Annotated in this window: 21 protein-coding genes, 1 tRNA gene and 1 pseudogene; 12 read left to right on the forward strand and 11 right to left on the reverse strand. The window is 47.1% G+C overall.

Annotated elements, in window-relative coordinates; all coding sequences use genetic code 11:
- Positions 1–25 precede the first annotated feature (25 nt).
- Genes H6G50_RS11200 through cutA form a run of 3 tightly spaced genes read left to right on the forward strand, consistent with a single transcriptional unit; the run spans position 26 to position 2254 of the window.
- The gene (locus H6G50_RS11200; RefSeq protein WP_190716196.1) at positions 26–1015 is read left to right on the forward strand and encodes a hypothetical protein; all 990 of its coding nucleotides are present in this window, start codon (positions 26–28) and stop codon (positions 1013–1015) included.
- Positions 1012–1929, forward strand: a complete 918-nt coding sequence (locus tag H6G50_RS11205; RefSeq protein ID WP_190716197.1) for a transposase — start codon at positions 1012–1014, stop codon at positions 1927–1929. Before H6G50_RS11200 ends, H6G50_RS11205 begins: the two co-directional genes overlap by 4 nt.
- Positions 1913–2254 (forward strand): divalent-cation tolerance protein CutA, encoded by a 342-nt coding sequence (gene cutA, locus H6G50_RS11210; protein WP_190716199.1) that lies wholly within the window; start codon positions 1913–1915, stop codon positions 2252–2254. Before H6G50_RS11205 ends, cutA begins: the two co-directional genes overlap by 17 nt.
- A 288-nt stretch (positions 2255–2542) precedes the next feature.
- Here the strand turns inward: cutA and H6G50_RS11215 are convergent, their stop codons facing one another.
- From H6G50_RS11215 to ribD, 4 genes are all read right to left on the reverse strand, one after another.
- Complete coding sequence (locus H6G50_RS11215; protein WP_190716201.1) at positions 2543–3217, reverse strand: hypothetical protein; 675 nt, start codon at positions 3215–3217, stop codon at positions 2543–2545.
- A gap of 274 nt (positions 3218–3491) precedes the next feature.
- Positions 3492–4343, reverse strand: a complete 852-nt coding sequence (locus H6G50_RS11220) for a hypothetical protein (RefSeq protein WP_190716203.1) — start codon at positions 4341–4343, stop codon at positions 3492–3494.
- A gap of 45 nt (positions 4344–4388) precedes the next feature.
- The gene (locus H6G50_RS11225) at positions 4389–7508 is read right to left on the reverse strand and encodes an AAA-like domain-containing protein (RefSeq protein WP_199302807.1); all 3120 of its coding nucleotides are present in this window, start codon (positions 7506–7508) and stop codon (positions 4389–4391) included.
- 411 nt (positions 7509–7919) lie between these two features.
- A complete protein-coding gene (ribD, locus tag H6G50_RS11230; RefSeq protein WP_190716205.1) occupies positions 7920–9059 on the reverse strand; it encodes a bifunctional diaminohydroxyphosphoribosylaminopyrimidine deaminase/5-amino-6-(5-phosphoribosylamino)uracil reductase RibD in 1140 nt (379 codons plus the stop codon).
- Positions 9060–9191: 132 nt separating this feature from the next.
- Here ribD and H6G50_RS11235 point away from each other — a divergent pair, with 132 nt between their 5' ends.
- Entirely contained in the window at positions 9192–9641 is a 450-nt protein-coding gene (locus H6G50_RS11235) for a hypothetical protein (RefSeq protein ID WP_190716207.1), read from the forward strand.
- Between the two features lie 79 nt (positions 9642–9720).
- Here the strand turns inward: H6G50_RS11235 and H6G50_RS11240 are convergent, their stop codons facing one another.
- On the reverse strand, positions 9721–10920 hold the full coding sequence (locus H6G50_RS11240) for an acetate kinase (protein WP_190716209.1): 1200 nt from the start codon (positions 10918–10920) through the stop codon (positions 9721–9723).
- A 112-nt stretch (positions 10921–11032) separates the two neighbouring features.
- On the opposite strand from H6G50_RS11240, the gene H6G50_RS11245 reads away from it, so the two are divergent.
- Positions 11033–12106 carry a GerMN domain-containing protein gene (locus tag H6G50_RS11245; protein ID WP_190716211.1) on the forward strand — a complete coding sequence of 358 codons (1074 nt, stop codon included), beginning with the start codon at positions 11033–11035 and terminating at the stop codon, positions 12104–12106.
- Positions 12107–12298: 192 nt separating this feature from the next.
- On the forward strand, positions 12299–13441 hold the full coding sequence (locus H6G50_RS11250; protein WP_190716213.1) for a glycosyltransferase: 1143 nt from the start codon (positions 12299–12301) through the stop codon (positions 13439–13441).
- A gap of 230 nt (positions 13442–13671) precedes the next feature.
- Here H6G50_RS11250 and hisIE read toward each other — a convergent pair whose 3' ends face one another.
- Positions 13672–14322 (reverse strand): bifunctional phosphoribosyl-AMP cyclohydrolase/phosphoribosyl-ATP diphosphatase HisIE, encoded by a 651-nt coding sequence (hisIE, locus tag H6G50_RS11255; protein WP_190716214.1) that lies wholly within the window; start codon positions 14320–14322, stop codon positions 13672–13674.
- A 174-nt stretch (positions 14323–14496) separates the two neighbouring features.
- A complete protein-coding gene (locus H6G50_RS11260) occupies positions 14497–15255 on the reverse strand; it encodes a metallophosphoesterase family protein (RefSeq protein ID WP_190716217.1) in 759 nt (252 codons plus the stop codon).
- 266 nt (positions 15256–15521) lie between these two features.
- Here H6G50_RS11260 and miaE point away from each other — a divergent pair, with 266 nt between their 5' ends.
- Both miaE and H6G50_RS11270 read left to right on the forward strand, forming a co-directional pair.
- The gene (miaE, locus tag H6G50_RS11265) at positions 15522–16121 is read left to right on the forward strand and encodes a tRNA isopentenyl-2-thiomethyl-A-37 hydroxylase MiaE (RefSeq protein ID WP_190716219.1); all 600 of its coding nucleotides are present in this window, start codon (positions 15522–15524) and stop codon (positions 16119–16121) included.
- 113 nt (positions 16122–16234) lie between these two features.
- Positions 16235–16320 (forward strand) — tRNA-Leu (locus H6G50_RS11270).
- Positions 16321–16556: 236 nt separating this feature from the next.
- Here H6G50_RS11270 and H6G50_RS11275 read toward each other — a convergent pair.
- Positions 16557–17030 (reverse strand): molybdenum cofactor biosynthesis protein MoaE, encoded by a 474-nt coding sequence (locus tag H6G50_RS11275; protein ID WP_190716221.1) that lies wholly within the window; start codon positions 17028–17030, stop codon positions 16557–16559.
- A 247-nt stretch (positions 17031–17277) separates the two neighbouring features.
- On the opposite strand from H6G50_RS11275, the gene H6G50_RS11280 reads away from it, so the two are divergent.
- Both H6G50_RS11280 and H6G50_RS11285 read left to right on the forward strand, forming a co-directional pair.
- Positions 17278–17508, forward strand: coding sequence for a GUN4 domain-containing protein (locus H6G50_RS11280; RefSeq protein WP_190716222.1), 231 nt, complete (start codon positions 17278–17280; stop codon positions 17506–17508).
- A 236-nt stretch (positions 17509–17744) separates the two neighbouring features.
- A complete protein-coding gene (locus H6G50_RS11285; protein ID WP_190716224.1) occupies positions 17745–18284 on the forward strand; it encodes an SRPBCC family protein in 540 nt (179 codons plus the stop codon).
- A gap of 359 nt (positions 18285–18643) precedes the next feature.
- On the opposite strand, the pseudogene hemF reads toward H6G50_RS11285, so the two are convergent.
- Positions 18644–19666: pseudogene (hemF, locus tag H6G50_RS11290) on the reverse strand (oxygen-dependent coproporphyrinogen oxidase); the annotation flags it as partial.
- Between the two features lie 242 nt (positions 19667–19908).
- Between hemF and H6G50_RS11295 the strand changes: the two are divergent.
- Complete coding sequence (locus H6G50_RS11295) at positions 19909–20661, forward strand: heme oxygenase (biliverdin-producing) (protein WP_190716226.1); 753 nt, start codon at positions 19909–19911, stop codon at positions 20659–20661.
- A 105-nt stretch (positions 20662–20766) separates the two neighbouring features.
- Positions 20767–22164 carry an oxygen-independent coproporphyrinogen III oxidase gene (gene hemN / locus H6G50_RS11300; RefSeq protein ID WP_190716228.1) on the forward strand — a complete coding sequence of 466 codons (1398 nt, stop codon included), beginning with the start codon at positions 20767–20769 and terminating at the stop codon, positions 22162–22164.
- Between the two features lie 312 nt (positions 22165–22476).
- Here hemN and H6G50_RS11305 read toward each other — a convergent pair whose 3' ends face one another.
- Positions 22477–23049 (reverse strand): hypothetical protein, encoded by a 573-nt coding sequence (locus tag H6G50_RS11305; RefSeq protein ID WP_190716230.1) that lies wholly within the window; start codon positions 23047–23049, stop codon positions 22477–22479.
- Complete coding sequence (locus tag H6G50_RS11310; protein ID WP_190716232.1) at positions 23046–24605, reverse strand: LlaJI family restriction endonuclease; 1560 nt, start codon at positions 24603–24605, stop codon at positions 23046–23048. The genes H6G50_RS11305 and H6G50_RS11310 overlap by 4 nt, the downstream gene beginning before the upstream one ends.
- Between the last annotated feature and the right edge of the window lies 1 nt (position 24606).

Consider the following 24606-nt stretch of genomic DNA (forward strand, 5'->3'; position numbering starts at 1 on the left):
TGATTTAGCACCCAAATAAAGTCCTATGAGCAGTGCTGTAGAAAAATCCCAGGAATCTGGCACCTACTTGAATGGTCAGAAAGTCATCTACGTTGGAATTGCTTGGGCAATTCTCTCTTTATTTCTGTTTATTGGTGGCATTGTTGCGCCAGAATTTGGCGACTCCCAAGCCTATTTAATTGCTACCTATGTTGCAGAATCGCTACCCTTTATTTGTGCTGCGCTCTTATGCTACCGAAACTGGAAAAGTCCGAAAATTGTTAGCGGTCGCAACGTTTGGTTATTCGTCGGTTTGGGCATTCTTTCGTACTTCATTGCCGACTTGATTTTTGGGTTTTGGGAAGTTTACTGGGGTCTCGATCCGGAAGTTTCCCCCGCCGATTTCTTCTATATGTCCTTCTATATTTTGCTCGGCGGCGGAATGGTTTTGGCAGTGTTATCGAGGCGCTTGAACCTGGAAGGCTGGCAGTGGGGGACGCTTTCAGTTATTGCGGTTATTGGCATGACGCTAGCCGTGTGGGTTGCCTTAGCCAAACCAGCAGTATCCGCCGATCTCGAACCGGCGATCGCAACACCAGCCGCGATCGAACAAACCGTACCCGCCCCAGAACCCCCTAAAACAGAAATTGAATCTCCGGCGCGCCAAATTCCCGCTTGGGTTCCCGCTACCGAAGAATTTTTACTTCAGTTTTCCACGCCGATTAACGTTTTTTACATCCTCTGCGATGTCGCCCTGCTCATTATCGCAGCAATGTTGTTACTCGCGTTTTGGGGCGGGGCTGTATCCCTCTCGTGGCGCATGATTGCCGCCGCTGCCCTCGCGAAATACGTGGCCGATATGTGGTTTAAATATGCAGGGACGCTTCCCACTGAATATGTCAGCGGCGGGCTGCTCGAAGTGTTCTTTGTTTTTAGCGGTATTCTCTTTGCAATTGGTGCTGCCTTAGAATATGACATATCTAGTCGTCCGCGAAAACGGCGCAGAAAGGCAAGCGATCGCACTGAAGTAGCATGAGTCCAAGAAAACTGACCGACTCCGACAAACAAGAAATCCTCCAACTCTATCGAACGCCCCAGGAAACGACTTCCACCCTCGCAGAGCGCTATCAAGTTAGTAGCTCTACGATTAGTCGCTTCCTGAAAACTCACCTCGCGGAAAACGAGTATGAAGAACTCATCCAACAGAAGCGCCTCAGCCGAACTCCCGCTGGTGCTGCCCAAGTTATGAGTCAATTCACCCCGCCCCCAGACGAGCCAGAAGCGCCCCTGCTTGAGTTATTGAGCGCCAACGAACCCGAGGAACTCAAAACCCCCTCTCCTCCCGCCCCTAACCCACGGCGGACGCGGCGACGCTCCTCTGCCCCCTCTCCCGAAACTGCCGTCGAAAAACCAATCCTGTCAACGCCAGCAGTTAACTACTTTGAGGTAGACGAGGAAGAAGACGAGGACAGCGTTCATGCTCTCGAAGAAATGCTTGGAGAAGATTTGGGCGATCTCAACCTCGATACCGAAGAAGATCTCGAAGATTTTGAAGAAGAGGGTGATGATTTTGATGAGGAGGACGACGATTGGGCTGACGGGGAGGAAGTAACCCCCACCGTTAAAAGTCGGATTAAAATTCAAGTCCTACCTTTTTCCGAAGCAACATTACCGAGAATATGCTACTTAGTCGTCGATCGCGCAGCAGAATTGGTTACGCCACTGTTACGCGAATTCGGCGACCTCGGCACGATTCCCACCGATGAAATTCAACAAAAAACGCTGCCGATTTTCGACAATCATCGCGTTGCTCGGCGTTTCTCCAAACGTTCACAACGGGTGATTAAGATTCCCGACGGCAAAATGCTCGAAAAAACGGGCGCTTGTTTGGAGGCAAAAGGCATTAAGCGCTTGTTAATTAACGGTCAGGTTTATGCTCTCGAATCTTAGTCAAGAATCGAACGCTGACAGTTACTGCGTTGTTCTTGTAACCGCCGCCTCGCAGCAGGAAGCAGAAGCAATTGCTTCTGCTCTTCTTTCCGCGCGACTCGCAGCTTGCGTCAGCATGGCTCCTATTCATTCGATGTACGTTTGGAAAGGGGAAGTAAATGCGGACGAGGAATGGCAACTGACGATTAAAACCCGTCTGGCTTGTTTTGCAGCGCTCGAAGCAAAAGTTCGGGAACTTCATTCTTACGAAGTTCCTGAAATTATTGCACTACCAATTGTGGCGGGTTCTCAACCCTATCTCGATTGGATAAAAAATGAGTTATGAATTATGAGTTATGAGTTATGAATTACGTCTGATGTGCAATATCCGAAAGTCTTAATTTCCCTCACCCCCAGCCCCTCTCCCAATGGTGGGCGAGAGGGGAAAAAGAACAGTAATACCATTTCCTACAAGTTTTGCACTAAATTCGTCGCCGTAGGGGCATAACACCGTTATGCCCTCTTAGGGATTCGTGCAAAATCAATGAGAATTGGTATAAGATCGAGCTTTCTAGCTTCTAATTCCCATTAGGAGTGAATTGTGAATGGGGAATGATGAGTCGCTAATTACAAATTAAGAACGAAATCCAGTTTCTCTTAAAATGATGCGGTTTCCTTTGCGAACAATTAAGTTTGCAGGTCGCTGAGAATTCTCTGTAATAAATTGTTCGAGAACATAGGAATATTCTCCATTTCGCCAAGCAGTGCGGCAAACGCCATCCCGACAAGTGACTTTTCCGCCCGTTAAATCAATGCAATTATTTTGGTTGTCGCAACCGCGATAAGTCACATTTCCAGTTCCATTCGTTCCATCCCAGGAACTCATATTTCCAATTTCTAAAGTCCATTTTCCATTGCGTAATACCAGCAAATCTTGCTCTGGCAAATCTGCTAGTTCAACTTCAGAAATCAGCGTCTCTAAACGAGTTTTTCCGCAAGGTTCGATACTTTGGCAGTCATTGACAGACAGTTTATTATAGGTTAAATTGACTCTTTGATTGAGAATTTCGGAAGCGCGCTCGCAAATTTCAAAAGTTGCACCAATGTTATAAGTTTGATTGCTATCGCTGACGACTGTTGCATAGCACATGATATCGCCAACTTGCAGTTCGGTAATAGTCCCTAATCTCGGATAATTAGAGGAGTTTTGAGCGTGGGCGCTGTCGATCGCAATACTGCTTAATAATCCAGAACTCGCACCCACAATTATGCTTAAACTAGCGATGGCCCGTCGAGTAATTTTAACCATTAATATTTCCCTAACATTATTACTGCTATGCTAACCAATCGTTTAGCCTTCCGCAAGACATCGAGACGATCGAACTCACTTTACAAAATTTTATGACATGGATTTGTATAGCAGTTTTCACAGGGATGAGGTACACCTAGCGGGCGAATACCATTCGCCCCTACGGGGCGGCGTTTAATTTCGAGGCGACCTCGAAATCCGCGCCCCTACCGATTTGATTTTTGGAACTGTACCTCACGCAAACGAAAAACGCTATATAATTCTTTCCTAAAAATTAAGAACGAAATTCAGTTTCTCTTAAAATAACTCGATCGCCTTGCCGAACAATCAAGTTAGCGGGTTTTGCTTCCCCATCCGTTATAAACTGTTCGACGACATAAGAATATTCTCCGTTTTGCCAAATAGTACGGCAAACGCCCTCCCGACAAGTGACTTTTCCGCCTGTTAAATCGATGCAATTATTTTTGTTGTCGCAGCCTCGATAACTCACACTTCCAGTGCCATTCGTTCCATCCCAAGACTTCATATTGCCAATTTCTAGCCGCCATTTTCCATTACTTAAAATAGTGGTATCTTGTTGGGCAGAATCGCCAGAATCGGCAGAACCGACAATTTTAACCTCAGAAATCAGGTTTTCTAAGCGTGTTTTGCCGCAAGGTTCGTTACTTTGACAGTCATTGACGCGCGTTTCTTGATAAGTTAAACGAGCTTTTTTATTCAATAATTCTGAAGCGCCTTCGCAAACTTCAAATGTTGCGCCTAGGTTGTAAGTTTTATTGTTATCGTCTGCGACTGTTGCGTAGCACATTAAATCTCCGGATTGTAGTTGAGTAATCGTTCCTAAGCTTGGGTAACTTGAATCATTTTTAGCAGCTTCTTTTTCAGAACTCTTGACATTTTCTTTCTGAGGACTGCTGGATTTTTCTGTTTCGGGACTCTTTAAAGTTTCCTTTTCCGAACTGCTTGAATTTTCCCTTTCAGTAAGGCTAACGTTTTCTTTTTCAGCACGGCTCGGATTGTTTGGTTCGGAAAGGCTCGAATCCTTAGAACAACTTCCTAAAAATACTGAAACCGTACCTAAAAGAATCATTAAACTCGCAATCGCACGTTGCTTTATTTTCGCCATTTTACTTTCCACCAAAAGCTTTAGCCATAAGCTAGCTATGCGTTTTCAGGCTGAGGGAAGACTGAGTGCCACTTGATAAATAGGCACAGGTTCGGGCAATCCCTTTAATTCCTGCGGTCCGCAATAGTTAACTTCAAGAGACAAATTATTTTTTACGACTTCATAAACGGTTTGCGAGATGCAAATCCCGCCCGGTTCTGCTTTGGCTTGCAATCGCGCGGCGATGTTGACTCCAACGCCTAAAACGTCGTCGCCGTTAAAGAAAACATCGCCAACGTGAATGCCAATTCGATGTCTTAGAATTGCAATATCCGGCAAAGTTTCAGCCTTTTTCGCTAACGCTCTTTGAATTTCTCGAGCGCAATCGACGGCTTTAACGGCGCTGACAAAATAAATTAATAAGCCATCGCCCATCGATTTAAGAACTTGTCCGTCGTAGCGCTGACAAATCTCGCGCATGAGTTGAAAGTCGCGTTGCATCGATTCTAATGCTTGGGTAGGATTGGCGACAGAAAGTGCAGTAGAATCGACAACATCGGTAAAGGCGATCGCGGCTAAGCTGCTTCCTTGCGTTGCAATAGAGGGTGTTTCCGGACGAGGGGCAATTTGCGAAACTCCCTCGAGACGCTCGCGGAAATAATCGCGATATACCGCACAGCGAGGTAATACTTCATTGCCGCTCAAATGCAATAACCCCATACTATACAGTTTAAAAGCCGTGTCGGGTTGAATAGAAACAGGTTCGTTTGCTGCTACCACAACCCTAAAATCGATCGCGAGTTGGGGATATTGTTTGAGAATCCAGAGATTGCGGCGCAGGTGATCCCCGTATAATCCCGATTCCGAGGCTCCGGTTTGCAGCAGTCGCTCGAGGGTTGTATCGCCTTTAGCAATATGATAGAGAGCGAGGCGCACTAGGTAAGGATGTCCGCCAACGGCAGCTAACAACGGTTCGATCTCGCGCGCTTTCCAGTCCAATCCGTGCAACTGCGCTAAGTGCTGCACCTGTTGGCCATTAAATTCAGGCAGTTCGACGGGCAACCCGACGTTAAACGGCGATTGATTGACATTGAGGCGCACGTAAACTTCCGTCGAATGCACCACGACTAAGCGCAACTTTTGCCAAATTTCTCGATTTTTCGCCTCTTCGTGCCAAGCGCGCAACAAGCTAAAAAAGTCTTCCGCAATTTCAGGATATTCAAAAACGCGATCGACTTCATCGAGTCCGAGAACGATTGGACTCTCGATTTCTTGCAGTAAATAGTCTTCAAAATACGTCGTACAATTTTCCTTACTGCCGAAAAGATCGTCCCAGTAATCGCCAACGCGGTTGGGGATTTGTAGGCGGCGGGTAATACTGGCACAAAACCAGCGCAAAAATTTATCGAGATCGGCAAAAATTTTGCCGTCGGCGAGTTGAAAGCTAAGGCTGACGGGTTTGCCGCCCTCTTGTTCGGCGTGCTGGAGAATGCGCGCCATCAGCGAGGTTTTGCCCATTTGTCGGGGCGCTTTAATGCGAATTAAACTGCCCGGTTGGATGATGGTTTCGTAGCAGCGCGCTTCGATGGGCGGGCGTTCGATGTAGAAGACTGATGTTAAACCGACTTGTCCTTCGGGTAGAACGGGTTCGGCGGCGGGTAAGGGTTTGCCGCTGGGACTTTCTTCGGCGGGGAGGAGGGTGGGGAGATAGTCTTCTTCGGTTGGGAAGTCTTCTGGCGCGCCGGAAAGCCGAAGGTGCAGTTCTTCGAGGAGGGCGGGCGTGTCGGCGGGAGAGTGCCAGTCGCGCGTGCCGCTGCGCGGATCTTCGTTAGAGCGTAAACTGGCGAGATAGCCGCGCAATTCGTAGTTGAGGGGGGCGCGTTCGGGCAGGTTGACTCGTACTAGGAGGATGGCGGGTTTACCGTCGAGGGAGCGATCGCGCCGCCCTTTGACGCGACTCACCTGCTCGGTTATCATTTCGCTGGTGGCTGCATACTCGCACAACAACACCACGAACAGATCGCAAATTTCTAAACCCTCGTTGGCGCGGCTGTTCCATTCTTCGCTCGGACAGAGGAAGACGCGATAACCCTCGGCGGTTAGCGCTTGGTAAAGTTCGTTAGCGAGGGTGCGATCGATGTCGCGATCGGCGTAGGCGATCGAGACGATCTCCGGGCGATCGACAACGGTTGCTTCTGCCTTGAGGGTTAGATTTGAGAGACGACTCGTTTCAAGGACAACTGTTTCGGCATCCGTTTCATCGAGTTCGGGCTGGCTGCTGGGGAAGAGTTCGCCGATGGGAGTGGTGAGGACGCGACTCACGCCTTGGAAAAAACGACTGAGGGGAGAGATGTTTTCGCCGTCTCGAGCGCGCCGTTCTAAATCCTCTAAGACAGCTTTAGCAGATGGATAGCGCTGGGAGTAGGAAGGGGAAACCATTCTCGAGATAACCGCGATCGTCTCCGGGCTGATAATTAAATCTAGATGCCAGTTATTTTCCCAATCGGGTTCGCTTTGGAACTGAAGCGGTTTTTTGCCGGTGAGGGCTTGAATGGCGATAATACCGAGGGCGTAAATATCGCTGTTGGGCTGGGGGTTGCCTTGGGCTTGTTCGGGGGCGATGTAGCCCGGAGTGCCGATAACAACGGTTTGTGTTGCGGGGTTGCGCTCGTTGCCAGAAACCGTTCGCACTTGCTTGACGGCTCCAAAATCAATCGGACAAAGCTTATCATCCGAGGCGCGCCGGATAATATTATCGGGTTTGAGGTCGCGGTGAATGACCCCAAAACTATGAATGAACTCGAGAACGGGCAAAATTTCTTTGAGGAGATTGAGAACTTGATGTTCTGTCCATTGTTGCCCCGGTAAGAATTCCCCGCGCAAGGAGAGTCCGTCGATGAATTCCTCGACGAGGAAAAATTCGGCGTTCTGCTCGAAGTAAGCCAGTAGGCGCGGAATGCGATCGTGATTGCCGAGTTTTTCGAGGATTTCGGCTTCTTGGTGAAATAACCGCCGCGCTACCGTTACATCTCGCGGCGTGTTGCTTAGTGGTTTGAGTTGCTTGACGACGCACTCCGGCTGTCCGGGGCGGCGGCGATCTTCAGCCAGGTAGGTTTGACCAAATCCTCCCGCTTCCAAAACTCGAATAATATGGTAGCGTCCGTCTAGGACTTGACCTAATATCACCGACACCTCACCCCCTTGAAGAAATTAATGGCGTTATCCTCAGTTTAGCGAATTGTTGAGTTTTATCCACCCTTAAACGCTCGTTGCGCGATCGCGCTAATCTTCGCGATTTTTCTGCATAGGACGTTTAAGCGATCGCTGTAGTAAGCGATCGATATCGAACTCTTTAAAGGGGTAAAAAATAGCCATCTTGTCAGATTGAAATAGGGCTTGCTGAATAATGAATAATTGATACTCTTAAGACATCCCTCGGTTGAAAGGTTTTCATTCTCACTATCAGCAAATAGTTATTGAAGTAAAAAGAATGCAGTCGTAGAGACGTTTCATGAAACGTCTCTACTTATTGAATCGGTTAGAGCGGAAGGTTAGAAGAAATAACTGTTGAGGTTATCTCCAACTCGCTTCAATGGGCTACGAAATTGAATCATTCGCTCTGTTTTCTAGCGGCAAATATCCTTCGATGAGAAAATCGGGTTCTATACCCGTCACGGTAACGCGCTCCAGTTGTAACGCTTGCGTCATTTGAGTTAATCCTAATTCGCCGATGGGAGAAGGCGCATCGCGACCGCCGATAATTTTGGGGGCGACAAAGGCCATAATTTTATGAACGGCAGATTGCGCGATCGCTTCAGCAGCCAAAACGCCCCCACATTCCCATAAAATCCGAGAAAGGCCGCGATCGTACAAATGCGCCATTGCCGCCGCTGGAGTTAAGGGCGACAATTCCACCACTTCTACGCCCAGTTGCTCCAATTTCCCGCGAACGGTGGCATTTGCCCCCGTTTCTGTTAATACCAGTGTTGCGACTTCCGCCGTATGCCATAACTTCGCCTCGAGGCGTAAGTTCAAACTGCGACTCATAACGACGCGCAACGGGTTGTGGGGATGGACGTTATGGCTGGTGAGGAGGGGATTATCTTGGCGCGCGGTGTTGCCCCCAATAATAACGGCATCGGCGGCGGCGCGTTCCCAGTGGACGAGATGGCGTGCTTTCTCTCCCGTTACCCAAGCACTATGGCCGCTGCTAGCCGCAATTTTGCCATCTAGGGTCATGGCATACTTGAGAATGCCGAAAGGTTGTTGGTAACGGATGCGATGAAAGAAAGCTTCGTTCAGTTGGCGACAGGCGGCTTCTTCGACTCCGACGATAACTTCGATTCCCGCCGCGCGCAGGCGATCGACTCCCGTTCCGGCAACGAGGGGATTGGAATCGATCGCGCCGACTACCACTTTTGCCACGCCTGCCGCGATTAAAGCTTCAGTACAGGGCGGGGTTCGTCCGTGGTGATTGCAAGGCTCTAAATTGACGTAAACCGTCGCTCCGCGCGCGTTTTCGCCCGCCGCTTGCAGCGCAAAAATTTCGGCATGGGGCTGTCCGGCTGCGGGATGGAAGCCTTCGCCGACAATCTCGCCATTGCGCGCAACAATCGAACCGACGAGCGGGTTTGGGGTTGTGCGCCCCAAGGCGCGGCGGGCTAGTTCTAGACAGCGCTGCATCATGGCGCGATCGACCCAACCGATCGCGTCAGGGAAGGGGGAGGAAGATTGCATAGCAACAGATGGGGGAAGTAAGATGACAGCAATTGTGGCTCTAGGGGAAGTGGCAAGATTGTCGTGGCTTCAGCCCGACGTAGTGTGTCAAAATAGGCCCAAGCCCGACTTTATTTTTAGAGATACCACACAATGTTTGTCCGGTGGGAGCAACGGAAGGAGAATTTAGAAGCAGTGCTGGTTGAGGCTGACAGTCAAGCTCGGCAACGAGTTGTCAAAACGCTAGCCTGCATTAAAAACGAAGACGTTCATACATATTGGGGACATCTGAATTTTTGGAAGGATGTTTCGAGTGTCTTAGAAGATTTCCCGGACGAAACGCGCGAGCAAATCGTTGGCGAGCTTTCCGGGCGGATTGTCCCCGTTCCAAATTGGGCGGTGGAGAGAATGGAAGCTTTGTTTAACGAATATCATCAACGAGGCGAATCGCTCTTGGAAGCGATCGAGGCAGAAAAACAACGGCACGAGATGAAGTTAATCGAACTGACGCTGCAAGAAAAAGGCGAACGCGAAGAATTGGAGGCGAAGAAGGCGACGTTGTTAGAGGAGATTGCTAGCGAGTTGGGTCGGAATGATGAGTGATGAATTGTGAGCGATCGATTATGAGTAGAGGCGGGTTTTAAAACTCGATACCTTATACTCTTTCATCATTCAGAACTCATCATTCATCATTGATTTTCCAGCATTCTTGCGCGATCGCCCAATCTTCCCGAGCGCGGATAACAAAGACGCGAACCGGCGATTCAGCACTGGCAATATCGCGATCGATGGGACGCGCTTCATTTTCGGCTTCATTGAGTTGCAATCCGAGGAATTCTAAGGCTTGGCAAGCACTGCGCCGCACGAGGGGAGAATTTTCGCCGACACCGCCGGTAAAAACGAGGGTATCTAAACCACCTAAAGAGACTAGCATCGCTCCAATGTGTCGCTGCAAGCTGTGGAGGTAAACCTCTAAGGCGAGTTGGGCGCGATCGCTTCCAGACGCGATCGCGCGATTAATTTGTCGCAAATCGTTCCCCACTCCCGACAGTCCCTTCAACCCCGATTCTTTATTCAGCAAGCGGTTTAAGCGTTCGACATCGTAGCCCTGACGCAGTAAGTGAATGAGAATGCCGGGATCGATACTTCCGGAACGACTGCCCATCATTAACCCTTCCAGGGGCGTAAATCCCATTGTCGTATCGATGCAAGTGCCGTCGCGGATGGCGGCGAGAGATGCGCCGTTACCGAGGTGGCAGGTAATCAGGCGGTGGGGAAGGCGATTTTGTAGCGCTGCGACGCGATCGCGGCAATACTGATGGTTGATCCCGTGGAACCCATAGCGGCGAATCCCTTGTTCGTAAAAAGAGTAAGGAATGGGATAAACGGCGGCGGCGGGGGGAAGGGTAGCGTGAAAGGCGGTATCGAAGACGGCGACTTGCATTACATCGGGCAGCACTTTAGAAATTGCGTCGATTCCTTCGAGGTTGACGGGATTGTGTTCCGGTGCAAGGGGAATCAAAGACGCGATCGCCTCGACAACTTCCGGAGTCACGCGCACCGCTTCGCGATACTTCTCGCCGCCGTGAACGATGCGATGTCCGACAGCATCGATTTCTTGGAGATCGGATAGCACTTGCGTTTCACCTTGATACAGCGTCGCTAACATTCGCCCTATCCCTTCTTGGCGTTCTCCCCCTAAAATTTGTTCTTCTAACGATGTACCTTGCTGCGTTGTCACCGACAGCATCGCCGCATCCTGCATCCAGTCAATTTTCGCTTCCCAAAGCGGTTTGGGCGGCGTATCGGGAAGGGCATTCAGGATTTCGTACAAACAGCTTTTTTGGGTGCTAGAACCCGCATTTAAAACCAGAATTTTCATGGCGATTAGTTTAGCGCTTCCTGCAAGATTTCTTAGAGCGAGCTTGTTATCGTTAGTTTAGAAGAGTCCTCGTTAGTGACACTTTAAGACTGTAAGACTGTAAGACTGCGATATGTTTAACCGCTCGAAGCTATTCCTTCTCTCCCTCCTCGCTATCTCAGCAACCCTAAATGGATGCCCTAGCGTCCAACCCCCCGTTACCAATAATCCGCCCTCCCCCGAACCCAGCCAGACTTCTGAACCCCCTCCTAGTTCTCCTAAACCCGCCTCGCCAACCCCCACGCCTCAACAACCTCAATTTAAAAATCGCGTTAAAGTTTATTTCCCTAAAACGCCTGAAAGTAACGAGAACTTCAGTTACGTCGAACCCGTTTGGAGAAATACTAACAGCGATGGGGTCGCTCAATTCGCGATCGCGCAACTCCTCGAAGGTCCCACCTCCCAAGAACAACAAGTCGGACTCGTCCGCGCCGTCCGACTAAAAGACGCATCCAACTGCGGCAGCGACTTTAAGATTGAAATTGCCAAAAAAGTCGCGCAACTGCAATTTTGTCGCACGGTTGTTTCCGGCGGCGTGGGAGATGATGCGCGCGCCCTCAGCGCCCTCAACGCTACCCTCAAACAATTTCCCACCGTCGATTCTGCTGTTATTCTCGATAAAAATGGCAACTGTCTTGGCGATGGTAGCGGCGACAACCGCTGTTTAGCCAACCTTCCCCGCAAACTCGATACGACGGCAAAACTTGCCCTAACTAGCCTCGGCCCCGTTCGCGTCGGGATGACCCCGGAAGAAGCAAGCCGCGCCGCCGGAACTAAAATTGTCGAGTGGGGAACCAACCCCGAACGCTACTGCCTGTACTATCGACCGGAAGGCGAACCGAAAGACGTTTCTTTTATGGTCGTCGAAGGTCGAATTGCCCGCATTGATATCGACACTCGCAGCATTACTACGCTCGGAGGCGCAAAAATTGGCGACAGTGAAGCGCGCATTCGCGCACTCTATCCCGGACAAATCAAAGCAGAACCCCACGAATACGTTTCGGGGGGCAAATATCTCATTTTTGTGCCGCGAGACTCCGCACAGGGCAATTATCGGGTAGTTTTTGAAACTGACGCGAGCGGAATAGTCACCCGGCTTCGCAGTGGCAAATTGCCGGAAGTGAAGTATGTTGAAGGCTGCGCTTAGCGATACAATTTTCGACACGGTAGCTCGAGCGAGGGCGACTCGAAACAGTCGAATCAGTGGGCTACGAGTTGGAATTTCTTTGGAGTTTTAAGGGGAATGTGCCTCCCCCAAAGAACGTTTCGCAAGCTTCAAGGGATTCCATTCTCAATTGTCCTTGTCAATTGTCAATTATCCATTATCCATTAGCCCCCTATGACCAAAATCCTCATTCTCTATTCCTCCCTCGGTTCGGGACATATCAGCGCGGCGAAGGCACTGGAGGAAGCTTTTGCTCGTTTTCCTGAAGTGACGGTGACGAGTGAAGATGCTCTCGATTATGCCAGTCCGATCTATCGCAGTGCAGTTACCCAAGCTTACAAGCAATTAAGCGAGAAAGCGCCGCAGTTATACAAAGCGTTTTATGAAGGCAGCGATACGGCGGATTTGGAAAAATCCCTCGATAATAACCTCGCTTGGGCAAAAATCGAACGTCTTTTCTTTAGGAAATTGGGTCAGTTGGTACGAGATCTAGACCCCGATGTTATTGTTTGCGTCCAACAAATTCCCAGTCGTTTTCTGCAATTATTGGAACAAGAAGATAAGCTTTCTAAACCGCAATATGTCGTTATTACCGATATCATTGCCCACAGCACTTGGATTAATTACGGTGTTGATGGCTATTTTTTGCCGAATAAATTGGGAGCTAATTTGTTGATTCAACGTGGCGTAAATCCCGATATTCTCCACGTTACCGGGATTCCCATCAAGCTGGAGATTATGGAACCAAAAACGAAGGAAGAGGTGCGATCGCGTCTCAATCTTCCCTTAGATGCTCCCGTTATAACCCTTTTTGGCGGCGGACTCAATTCCCGTCGAGTTCGCGCTATGGTTGTGGATTTGCTAGCGACTTTGCCTTCGGGAACGTTAATCGTGGGGGCGGGGCGCAATGAGGATTTGTTGGAGGCCTTGGAAGAAGTTGAAAGCAGTCCGACGGTGGAGTTACGCAAGCTTGGGCTTATCGATTCGGTTGACGATTTGATAGTCGCAAGCGATGTAGCGATCGCGAAGGCGGGCGGACTGATTAGCAGCGAAATCTTGGCACGCGGTACGCCGACGGTAATTGTGGATCCGATTCCGGGACAAGAAGAACAGAATGCCGACGCGATCGCGGCAGCAGGGGCAGGCGTACAATTGCGATTATTAGAAATGGTTGCCCCAGCAGTTCGTTATTTGCTCGAACATCCAGAACGCCTTCAGGAGATGCGAAAATCTGCCCTCGAAATCGGGCAACCTCGCGCTGCGTTGAATATTGCTGAGTGCATTCTTAATGATTGGCGATCGCGGAATAATGAATAGTGAATAATGAATAATGAATGATGAGTGGTGAATGGGGGAATGATGAGTGATGAATAGTGAATGATGAATAATGAATAGTGAATGATGAATAATGAATGATGAGTGCTTGAGGAGGAAGCACAATTGGCTCGCTAACTCCTATTTGGGACGTTCCAACAAGCCCTAATTATCCATTATCCATTGTCAATTATCCATTACCTAATTATCCATTATCCATTGTCAATTATCCATTATTTACTTCGTTCTTCTAAGACGCGATAAACATCCCGCAATTCAACGTTATGGTGTGCCATCGCGACGAGGGCGTGATAAAACAAATCGGCGACTTCGGAAGCGATCGCGCTTTTATCGTCATCCTTACAAGCCATCACCACTTCTGCGGCTTCTTCCCCAATTTTTTTCAAGATTTTGTTATCGCCGCCGTTGAATAACTTGCAGGTGTAAGACGTTTCGAGGGGATTATCGCGGCGATCGCGAATTGTTTCGTACAATCCCGATAACGTATTGGCTGGCGGCGCTTCTTTCCCCTCCCCGACTTGATGGAAACAACTGCGCTCGCCCGTATGACAAGCGATATCGCCGATTTGTTCGATCGCGACCAAAATCGCATCGCTATCGCAATCGTAACGCAGCGATCGCACCTTTTGGAGGTGTCCGGAAGTTGCCCCCTTATGCCACAATTCTTGGCGCGAGCGGCTCCAGTACCACATTTCCCCCGTTTGCAGCGTTTTCTCCAGGGATTCTCGATTCATCCAGGCCATCATTAGCACCGTACCATCGAGGTAATCCTGCGCGATCGCTGGAACTAAACCTTGTTCGTTGTAGCGGATGCGATCGAGGGGAATGGCGCGATCGAGACTTGACGGGGAAACAGTAGACATTGCAGAAACTTAACTATCGGGCTTGTAGCTCCAATATTGTATAGTCTCCTATGATAATTCGTAATTCGTAATTCGTAATTCGTAATTCCCCCCTCATCATTCACCATTCACCCATTCATAATTCATCATTCATAACTCATAATTCCCCCACTCATCATTCATAACTTAAGAGTATTACGAGCGGCTATAACGTAATCCTCGCCGCCCTCCTAAAAGCTTAAGGGGATGAACTTTGGTTACGACTTCTTCTAAGGGGAGAACGCGCTGCCGATCCGTCAGCGTATTGACTTGATAGACTTGTTGATTGGTATAGTCAAAACCCGTCAGCCAGCCGCTTTGGTGGTGATAAGCCCCTGTATCGATATCGAGCCAACCGCAACCGCGCGCTAATTTTCCAGGCTGAACGCCGGGGAGGGTAAAGGTGATCGTATGACCGGCGATAATTAGTTTGTCTGGGAAAAAGGGTTCGACCATGTAATGAAATTCATCGCGAATCCAGCAAAACTGTTCGATAGTTTGCTCTTCGAGGGGCATTTGCGGATGCACGCCTGCATGAACTAGCCAAATATCGCCTAAATCTAGGTAGGCGGGCAGATTTTTTAGCCATTCAAAATGTTCGGGCGGAATTCCGCGATCGCCGTAACTGTCGAGGGTGGCTTGACCGCCGCTGTAGAGCCAGGATTGACGAATGTGATGGGGCAAATCTGGCTCTTCTAGGACATCGAGAAACATTTGTTCGTGGTTGCCGAGCAAACAAGGACAGTTATTTGACATCACGAATTCTACAACTCGATCGCTGTCCGGGCCGCGATCGATTAAGTCGCCCACAAAGTAAATCATATCCTCCGCAGTGGGTGCGATCGCATCTAGTAACTGCATGAGTGCATCGTAGTAACCATGCACATCTCCAATAAAAATTCGACGCTTTGTCATTGTTTCCCTTCGCACATCCAAAAATACATCGAACAGCAGATTTTCCTTAACATCGAGCAATCCTAACGATTTCCCCGAGTGAGAGGGATTGTTTGTTATGCCGATCTGTTTAACGTTCCCGATTTTGACTGGCAACCACTATTTAATTATAGGAACTGCTATAAGAACCGCGACGGGCTGCACTTTCTGCTCTTATACGTTAGCAGCCCTTCGCGCGGAAAATCCGTTAGACTTAACCCTAGATAAGGTTTGAGGTTCAGTAGGGCGTGACTTATTCTACAGCAGTAAAAATTAATATTTTGCAACAGCCAACGAGTGGAGCATGGGTCGAACAGGCGATCGCGAATCTCGATGAAGTCTTACTCGACCATTCCCACTGCGAACGCAAAGCAGCAGCCACGGCACTCAATCTCATGTTTCGCTACCCTGCGCGCGAGGAACTCGTCCGACAACTGACGGCGATCGCGCGCGAGGAACTGGAACATTTCGAGCAAGTCAATCAATGGCTGGCACGACGAGGCGTACCGCTTGCACCGCTGAACGCGCCGCCCTACGCTGCCGGACTCAAAGCGCAAGTCCGCCGCGCCGAACCGCACCGATTGCTGGATTCCTTGCTTGTTTCGGCGTTAATTGAAGCGCGATCGCACGAACGCCTCGCCCTCCTCGGGGAATATTGCCCCGATCCCGAACTGGCTAAATTCTACCGCGCTCTGGTCGCCTCAGAAGCTCGACACTACGGCGTTTATTGGCTGCTTGCCGATACTTACTGCGATCGCGCCGTCGTGCAAAGTCGCCTCGAAGAACTCGCCGTTATTGAGAGCGAACTGCTTGCCACCTTACACCCAGAACCCCGCGTCCACAGTTGAGCGAAATTCCCCGTATCGGGTAGGTTTGCCAAAAAATTCAGCATTAAGGCAGCGATCGCGTTTTTAATTGACACAAATGCTGCTACACTAAATAAGCTAACCTCAAAGGTTATGGGGGCGTGGCGGAATGGTAGACGCTGCGGACTTAAAATCCGTTGACCCTGAACAAGTCGTGTGGGTTCAAGTCCCACCGCCCCCATTCTAATTCGTAGTTCGTAATTCGTAATTCGTAATTGGGAGTCTTAGCTTAGGACATTGGGTAGGGTGGGCAGCGCCCACCAGCCAAGACTTTCAGCGGGGAGGGCGGGTTTTTATTTCTAGATCGCTCTCATAACAATAGTTTCAGCTAAACCCGCCCCTACAAGTCTTGTTAACTTTTTTTATGCCCTCCTACTTACAGGCGATTTATTCTTTCTTTATGTCAGTGCTATTCGATTAGGGCTGAGTTTCGCACGCACCAATACTCACCCACTCGCTCGAACCATCTTGCCAATGTTCCTTTTTCCAAATCGGGGCATTATGCTTGAGCGTATCAATTGCGTAACGACACGCTTCAAACGCTTCACCGCGATGGGGACAACCAACCGCCACCAAAACGCTAATTTCGCCAATTTGAAGTTTCCCAACGCGATGGTGAATAATCACTCGATTGGTACTCGGCCAGGTTACTTGAATTTCTGCGGCAATTTTGCGGAATATTTCTAACGCCATCGGTTCGTAGGCTTGATATTCCAAAAAAGCGACGGATTTTCCATCAGTTTTATTACGAACCGTACCGCTCATTACGACAACTGCCCCATTACTTGCATTATCCGCTAACCCATACGCTTCTTCTAAGGAAAGGGGGGCAAACGTAATGCGAAAGGCGTTTCTTTCTACAATTTTGGAGTCGGCAAGAGAGGGAATCATGAAACTATAGCAATCCTTTCTTAACAAGGGGTGAAATCGTCGTAATGCCGATTCCTAACCGCGATACACTGATTTTTTTCCTGTAGGGGCATAACACTGTTATGCCCTCTTGGTTATGTTCTCTTGGGGAATCGTGCAAAATCAATGGATCCAGTAGTGGCAATCGTGAATAATAGAAAAAGAAGCTGAAACCCAGCAATTGCACATTCATTTTATCCTTATCTGCTCATCTAAATTCTCGAACGATATGGAACAAAACACCGATCCGTTGGATGCAGTCGAACTGAAGTCAGAAAAAGGCGCGGACTACACCCCACTGAGAGACCTGCTGAAGACGCAACAATCGAAGGACGCGGACAAAGAAACCATGATAGTGATGCTCGAAATTGCGGGACGGAGAAGGCAAGTTTGGTTAGATACTGAAAGCATCGACACATTTCCCTGCGCCGACTGCGTACTACACCCCATTGTTTATTGAGATTTAGGATGGGATGCGTCACGTTTGTGTAGGGGCATTGCTGGCGATCGCTGAGTAAATATACAGATGTCTCTCGCTCTGTCAACCTATCGGTAAAAACTACACGGGTTTTTCACCATAACTTCACGAAAATTTTGCATTATTAGGCATTCACGCGAGTAAATTGGTAAATAGGTGCTATTCGCTTTCGGTATTAGCGATCGCCATTCCGCCCAAACTTCGTTACCTATATCGGTATGCCTGCACTTTCCGCCTGGACTCAATATCAACAAACCGCCCTCCTGAGAGGAGAAATTATTTTGAACGCGCAGTCCCATACAGCTTGGGGTGGCGCTTGTACGGCGAGTATGTATCTGCCGATGGCGCGATTGCTCGTTTGGCAGCAAGTTACGAACTATCCGCGTTGGGTTCACTACTTCCCCGATATCGTCGAAAGTCGGGTTTTACCGGAAGCCGAAGGTTTGACTTCTGGGTACAAGCGATTGTATCAAACGGCTCGCAAAGCTTTTCTGATGCTGGCGGTTGAGGTGGAAATTTACCTCAAAGCGATCGAAGTTGTCCAGCAGCAAATCCAATTTCGCATGGAAAAAGGAAGTTTCGTCGATTTCAGCGCCGATCTCAAGTTAGAAGACTTTGAGAACGGCACTCTCCTATCCTACAGCGTTGCTGCTACTCCCTTAATCCCCGTCCCCGGACTGTTGATTCAGCAAGCGATGCACTTCGATTTACCCACGAATATGCGGAAAATGCGTCAGGTTTTGTGCGATCGCGCTTAGAGGCTATATCGTGAAGAAAATCTCGAATTCTCAGTTGGGCAAGCATTGTCTTTCCCGATTTTAAATCAAAAAAAAGGGACGGTATTGAACCGCCCTAGAAGGAGATTACACGGGTAAAATAGTCATCTTTAAGGGGCTTCGTCTGGGTAGACTTTTTGATACTCCTCCAATTCTTCGACGGAGAGTAACGGCTTAAAAGCTTCTTGGCGCGATTGCAATAAACTTTGAGCTAGCGCCGACATTTCGCGATCGCGCAATCCTGCATCTGTTAGTTCGTCGAAGCAGCGATGATAAACTTGCTCCAGTTCGTGGTGAAATTTAAACCGTAAATCCCGCGCTTTATTTTCATCGGATTGCTTCCAGTTAACCCAATCTTGCGCTTTGAGAAACACTTCCGTTAACTCCGCTTCCGGCGTTCCCGGTTCGGGTTGATAGCCATATTCCCAGCGGGTTAAGGGCGGCAGCGACATTAAAATCGATTCGGTGCGCCCGTTGGTTTGCAAGCCGAAAATCGTGCCGCGATCGTAAACTAAATTAAACTCAACGTAGCGTCCCCGGCGATACAATTGGAAGTTACGTTCGCGATCGCCGTATCCCAAATCTTTTCTGCGATCGACAATAGGCAAATACGCCGGTAAGAAGGAATGCCCGCAGCTTTGAGCGAACGCAAACAAATCTTCCCAACCGCGCCCCACAAAACCGACTTCTTTCGCGTACTGCCCCGCCTCCTGTTCCGGATTTGAACCGCAGTACAACTGCCCGCGATAATCTTGGTAATCAAAGAAAATCCCGCCTACGCCCCGTGCTTCTTGGCGATGTTTCAGGTAAAAATATTCATCGCACCAGCGTTTAAACACATTGTAATATTCCGGGTGATGCGCGTTGCACGCTTGCTGGATGGTTTTGTGGAAATGAATGACATCTTCAACAAAAGGATAGTACGGCGTGAGATCGATACCACCGCCAAACCACCAAATCGGGCCAGCTTCAAAGTAACGATAGTTGAGGTGAACGGTGGGAATGTAAGGACTGCGCGGGTGGAGAACCATTGAAGTTCCCGTCGCAAAGTAGCTGTGTCCTGCTGCTTCCGGGCGTTGCGCCAAAATTGAAGGCGGAAGCGTATCCCCCCACACCGCCGAGAAATTAACGCCGCCTTGCTCGAATACACCGCCATCGCGAATCACGCGCGTGCGCCCGCCGCCGCCGCCTTCTCGCTCCCAGCTATCCTCCTTAAACTTCGCTTTGCCATCGATTTCTTCTAAACCTTGGCAGATTTCATCTTGTAAGTCCATTACGAACTGCTTTGCTCGGTCTTTGGAGTCCGCAGGCGGCATTCTGTTTTCGGTCGTGGGTTGGGGAAGGGGTTGGACGCGATCGCTCATAACTTCTCAATTCCTTCGTTGCTGAAAAATTTGCCTTTAATAACTCTATGGATATAGACCGCTTTAAGAGCGATTTCTTTTCAAATCTTCACATCCTGCCGTTAAAGCACGGATTAATAGGCTTTGTAGCGTTACTCGTTCCCTCCAATGTAAAGTTTTGAAAACTTATTTATCTCCAAATGCTTTATCGCTATAGAGTGATTAAACGAAATCGCCCATTTCCCAGCTTAGGAGAGCAACCCATGACTTGCGACTTAGCAACGCAACTGCGAGAAGGAACCAAGCAATCCCACACCCTAGCGGAAAACACCGCCTTTATGAAATGCTTCCTTAAAGGGATTGTGGAAAGAGAACCACTCCGCAAACTTTTTGCCGATTTGTACTTCGTTTACAGTACCCTAGAAGCAGAACTCGAACGCCACATCGAGCATCCGGCTGTCGGAGCGATTTATTTCCCCGAATTAAACCGTAAAGAGAAGTTAGAGCAAGACTTAGCGTATTTTTATGGGGAAGATTGGCACGATTTGATTCATGCGTCCGCAGCGGGAAAAACCTATGTCGCGCGCATCAAAGAAATTTCCAACAACGAACCCGAACTCCTGATTGCTCATGCCTACGTTCGTTATATGGGCGATCTTTCCGGCGGACAAGCCCTGAAAAATATTATCCGTTCTGCCTTAAAATTACCGAGCGATCGCAGCATTAACTTCTATGAATTCAATGCAATTTCCACCGTTGAAGCGCGGCGAGAATTCAAAAATAAATATCGCGACGCGCTCGATCGACTGCCGATTGATAAGACTACCGTTGCCAGAATTGTTGAAGAAGCAAATTATGCGTTTGCGCTCAATCGCGATGTCGTTCATGAATTAGAAAACGAAGTAAAAGCCGCCATAGGTATTCATGTTTTCGAGTTACTAACGCGCCAAGATATTCCAGGTAGTACCGAACGCGCTCCCGGAAAACCAGCAGTAGAATTAGTCGCGGTTGAATAATGAATAATGGATAATACGATGATACGGCTTAAAGTATTTTAAGCTATTATCAACTATCCATTATTTATCGTTTTTTTACATTAGAAACTTTCCTCAAAAACTGTAATGCAACTTCTAGAACAAGCCGTAAAATTCGATACAAACCTAATTCAAAAATACAATAAACCCCTACCTAGATATACGAGCTATCCCCCGGCTACGCAACTCACAACCGATTTTACAGGCAACGATTTCAAAGCCGGAATCGTAGCCGGAAATTACAAACAAACGCCACTTTCCCTCTATTGCCATATTCCCTTCTGCGAAACGCCGTGTTATTTTTGCGGTTGCAACACCCTGATAACGCAACGCAAACAAGTTGCGGAACCTTACCTTAACTACCTCGCCCGCGACATCAAACAAGTTGCCGAACTGGTTGATTCTCAGCGCCAAGTTAACCAGATGCACTGGGGCGGGGGTACGCCAAATTATTTAAATCAGACTCAGATTGAGTTTTTGTGGCGAACGATTCAATCGCACTTTAACTTCAATCCGGACGCAGAAATTTCGATTGAAATTAATCCTCGCTTTGTCGATCGCGACTACATTTTATTTTTAAGAAATTTAGGCTTTAATCGCATCAGTTTCGGCATCCAAGACTTTAACCCCATCGTTCAGCAAGCCATTAATCGCGTCCAACCCGAAGAAATGCTATTCAATGTGATGAGTTGGATTCGCGAGGCAGAATTTGAGAGCGTTAATGTCGATCTGATTTATGGATTGCCTTTTCAAACGCTAGAAACTTTTACAGAAACCATCAAAAAAACGCGCGAACTTAATCCCGATCGCGTGGCAGTATTTAACTTTGCTTACGTGCCGTGGATGAAAGCAGTACAGCGCAATCTTCCCGAAGATAAGCTACCTAATGCTGCCGAAAAACTCGCTATTTTCAAAATGACAATCGAGCAGCTAACGGGGAATGGTTATGTTTATATTGGTATGGATCATTTTGCCAAACCCAACGACGAACTTTCCATCGCGCAACAAGATGGAACCTTGCACCGCAACTTCCAAGGCTACACGACGCAGCCCGAATCGGATTTGCTTGGATTTGGGATGACTTCGATTAGTATGCTGCACGACGTTTACGCGCAAAATCACAAACGTCTCAAGGATTATTATGCCGCGATCGATAACAACGAACTGCCAATAGAGCGCGGTGTCAGTCTCAGTCGCGATGACTTAATTCGACGCACAGTTATCATGGAATTGATGTGCGAATTTCAACTCTCATCCCACGCCTTAGAAGAAAAATATCATTTAGGGTTCGATTTCGAGTTTGAGGATTATTTCAACCGCGAAATTCCCGAATTCAAAGCCTTAGAAGACGACGGTTTAATCGAAATCGTACCGCACGGAATTAAAGTTACCGCAGCCGGACGATTGTTAATCCGCAATATTGCTGCTGTTTTCGATGCTTATTTGCGGGAACCCAAACATCAGCAGTTTTCTAAGTCTATGTAAAGCTAATTATAAGGACGTTTAATTGAACGTTCCTACGATTTCTAGGCATTTCTAGATTAGCCCTAGTTTTAATATAAAATAAGTAGTAGTCGGGCGGGCATTACAGCAGCACTTTTAAATTTAGGGTGCAACTTTAAATTTGCAATGCCCACCCTATAAGACTTTGGTGAGCAACACAATTCAATTAATTGCTTAGGAGTCATACTCGTTACCTTGCCTACCCTACTAGACCTTCCGAATGGTTTCGTTTAGAGCGAGGAAGTATGCTTAAAAATCAATTGTGAGATCGCCATTGATACTTGACAATTTTATTCAGAAGCGATTTTCAGATGGTTGTTTGAGAGTATCTAGAATTTCTTGAAGAGTAAAATGTAAATAGTAAAATACAGGTTCTCCATTGACAGAAATAAATCCATATTTTCGATAATCTAGAAAAAGTTTTTGCGGGCGATATGAAAAATATGGACGACCTTCTCGACGATCTGAGTAACTAAGCCTCGCTTCTCCACTATTCCCTGAAAATGAAGGACTAAGATATGCAACTTGAATTGGGGTCATTTCTTCATCAAATGCAACGCTCCATTTCAACTTGTTGATTAGTCTTCCATTAATATCTCTTTCACCTAAGTCGAAAAATAAGGTGTTGTAAAAATATTCCATTTCTACTTGGTTGAAATCTTTCAAAGTTATAGTCTCCAAATATGGAACGAGTTGAACTGAATCCTCAATTTTAAGTATGCTTTTAAAGAAAACATCAGCCTCCCTAATAACGTAAGATTCAGCTATACCCTTATGCTCTTGAGTAGCAAAAGAAATAAATGGAATGTAAGAGCTATACACTCCACGATTGTTTTCATGAATTCCAAAAATGCTAAAATCACTCATGAATTTTCATCTAGATAAACTTTTTGAATTAATAAAAAATTAGCTTTAAAGACATCAATTTTGACGCGCATACCATTGTATTTTAAAGGAAACCCGATTTCTCCCCAAGGATTAGCTTCGGGTGGATTTTCGTAAAAGTAAGGAATAAAAAACCAATTTTCCGAAATGGTATGAGTTTGTTGAATAGCAAATTCATACGTCAGTTGTTTTATAATATCTTCCCTAAACTTTTGTTGTGATTTTTTAGAAAGACTGGAGTTCGTGTAAAAGCTTAATGGCACATACTTGTAGTCAACAATTATAACTTTAGAAGGGTTTCTTAGAGATCTTAAAATTAAATCTGGTCTAGGAAAGCGACGAAATCTAGTCTCACTTCTATCTCTTGCATTAAAATCGTCATATTGCCGATTTGTATAGACTAATGTGCCAGGTTTACTATCCATCTCGATACACAGTAATTCGTTCCAACCAAAGAAACCGTTCGTCTTGGAATAGGGAATATCAGAAATAGTACAATAAATCCATTGATTCCAATGTTTGCTTCCATCATGAGTAGAATAATTTCCAACTCGGCTTTGTTCTCTATCGTTTCTACGAAGATTAGAATAATTTTTTAGAGAAATATCTGTATCAGCGTATAGTATTTCTTTACGGTATTTCTTGAAAAAGAATGTGTGGCACATATCCTCCCAAAGTAATGAGAAGCCTTTAATCCCCCAAAAATCTCCATCTGTTTGGTTAGAGTTTAGTTCTCCGTATAGAAAGGTTTCTATAGCTTCATAAAGTTGCCAATAATCAGAATCTTTGTAGTAAGTGTTTCTATCAATATTGTCTAATGCTTCTTTCAAAATACTAACTGTTTCAACAAATGTATCTTTATCAAAGATAGATTGATTAACTGTAAGATAATTGTCCTGAAAGTGTTGTGAGAAGAACTGAATATCTTGCAAGCGCGCTTTAATATTATCAGGAACATCTTCTTGAAGTTGTTGCACAATTTCATCAAGAATATAGCAGTACAAATTTATTAATTCTGTACTTTCATATCTAACTATGGGACGCGCTAAGTCCATAGATTCTACATAAACTACATCATTTTCCAAGTAAACTGCTCTGTCTAAATATCGATGTATCTGAGAATAATTAATCTCTTCGCTTCGTCTAACTTTCTTTTGAATTGAATTTATAGCAAGATCGTCATAAGCTTCTAGAATTTGCTCAATCATCTTTATCTTGCTATATAAAACGCATACTTCCCCTTCTGCCGTCTGCATACTTACCCCGCCTGGAGAAAGTGTTGTTTGATCTTGGTCTCGTTGAAAATGTGAAGGATTACGATTAAATCGATTTGTAGTTATATTATCCTGCTCAAACTTTCTAAAAGTTCGATACATTCCAAAAAATAAGTTCCTAATCTCATCAAAATTTCCTTCTGGAAAGTCCTCAAATCCGTTTGGAAGACAAAACTCAAACTCTTCGCTAGATGAAGATTTACGAATTCCCACAAAAGAATCCTTAGAACCCTTTACTAGCTTAAGATCGGAGAAATCAAACATT

It is taken from the genome of Oscillatoria sp. FACHB-1406 (assembly GCF_014698145.1).
In the GTDB taxonomy this organism is placed as follows: domain Bacteria; phylum Cyanobacteriota; class Cyanobacteriia; order Cyanobacteriales; family Spirulinaceae; genus FACHB-1406.

What these genes read in the sequence shown, in the direction of transcription:
- H6G50_RS11200 (WP_190716196.1), top strand. Translation starts at nt 26, where the DNA reads ATGAGCAGTGCTGTAGAAAAATCCCAGGAATCTGGCACCTACTTGAAT.
- H6G50_RS11205 (WP_190716197.1), top strand. Translation starts at nt 1,012, where the DNA reads ATGAGTCCAAGAAAACTGACCGACTCCGACAAACAAGAAATCCTCCAA.
- cutA (WP_190716199.1), top strand. Translation starts at nt 1,913, where the DNA reads ATGCTCTCGAATCTTAGTCAAGAATCGAACGCTGACAGTTACTGCGTT.
- H6G50_RS11215 (WP_190716201.1), bottom strand. Translation starts at nt 3,217, where the DNA reads ATGGTTAAAATTACTCGACGGGCCATCGCTAGTTTAAGCATAATTGTG.
- H6G50_RS11220 (WP_190716203.1), bottom strand. Translation starts at nt 4,343, where the DNA reads ATGGCGAAAATAAAGCAACGTGCGATTGCGAGTTTAATGATTCTTTTA.
- ribD (WP_190716205.1), bottom strand. Translation starts at nt 9,059, where the DNA reads ATGCAATCTTCCTCCCCCTTCCCTGACGCGATCGGTTGGGTCGATCGC.
- H6G50_RS11235 (WP_190716207.1), top strand. Translation starts at nt 9,192, where the DNA reads ATGTTTGTCCGGTGGGAGCAACGGAAGGAGAATTTAGAAGCAGTGCTG.
- H6G50_RS11240 (WP_190716209.1), bottom strand. Translation starts at nt 10,920, where the DNA reads ATGAAAATTCTGGTTTTAAATGCGGGTTCTAGCACCCAAAAAAGCTGT.
- H6G50_RS11245 (WP_190716211.1), top strand. Translation starts at nt 11,033, where the DNA reads ATGTTTAACCGCTCGAAGCTATTCCTTCTCTCCCTCCTCGCTATCTCA.
- H6G50_RS11250 (WP_190716213.1), top strand. Translation starts at nt 12,299, where the DNA reads ATGACCAAAATCCTCATTCTCTATTCCTCCCTCGGTTCGGGACATATC.
- hisIE (WP_190716214.1), bottom strand. Translation starts at nt 14,322, where the DNA reads ATGTCTACTGTTTCCCCGTCAAGTCTCGATCGCGCCATTCCCCTCGAT.
- H6G50_RS11260 (WP_190716217.1), bottom strand. Translation starts at nt 15,255, where the DNA reads ATGACAAAGCGTCGAATTTTTATTGGAGATGTGCATGGTTACTACGAT.
- H6G50_RS11275 (WP_190716221.1), bottom strand. Translation starts at nt 17,030, where the DNA reads ATGATTCCCTCTCTTGCCGACTCCAAAATTGTAGAAAGAAACGCCTTT.
- H6G50_RS11280 (WP_190716222.1), top strand. Translation starts at nt 17,278, where the DNA reads ATGGAACAAAACACCGATCCGTTGGATGCAGTCGAACTGAAGTCAGAA.
- H6G50_RS11285 (WP_190716224.1), top strand. Translation starts at nt 17,745, where the DNA reads ATGCCTGCACTTTCCGCCTGGACTCAATATCAACAAACCGCCCTCCTG.
- H6G50_RS11295 (WP_190716226.1), top strand. Translation starts at nt 19,909, where the DNA reads ATGACTTGCGACTTAGCAACGCAACTGCGAGAAGGAACCAAGCAATCC.
- hemN (WP_190716228.1), top strand. Translation starts at nt 20,767, where the DNA reads ATGCAACTTCTAGAACAAGCCGTAAAATTCGATACAAACCTAATTCAA.
- H6G50_RS11305 (WP_190716230.1), bottom strand. Translation starts at nt 23,049, where the DNA reads ATGAGTGATTTTAGCATTTTTGGAATTCATGAAAACAATCGTGGAGTG.
- H6G50_RS11310 (WP_190716232.1), bottom strand. Translation starts at nt 24,605, where the DNA reads ATGTTTGATTTCTCCGATCTTAAGCTAGTAAAGGGTTCTAAGGATTCT.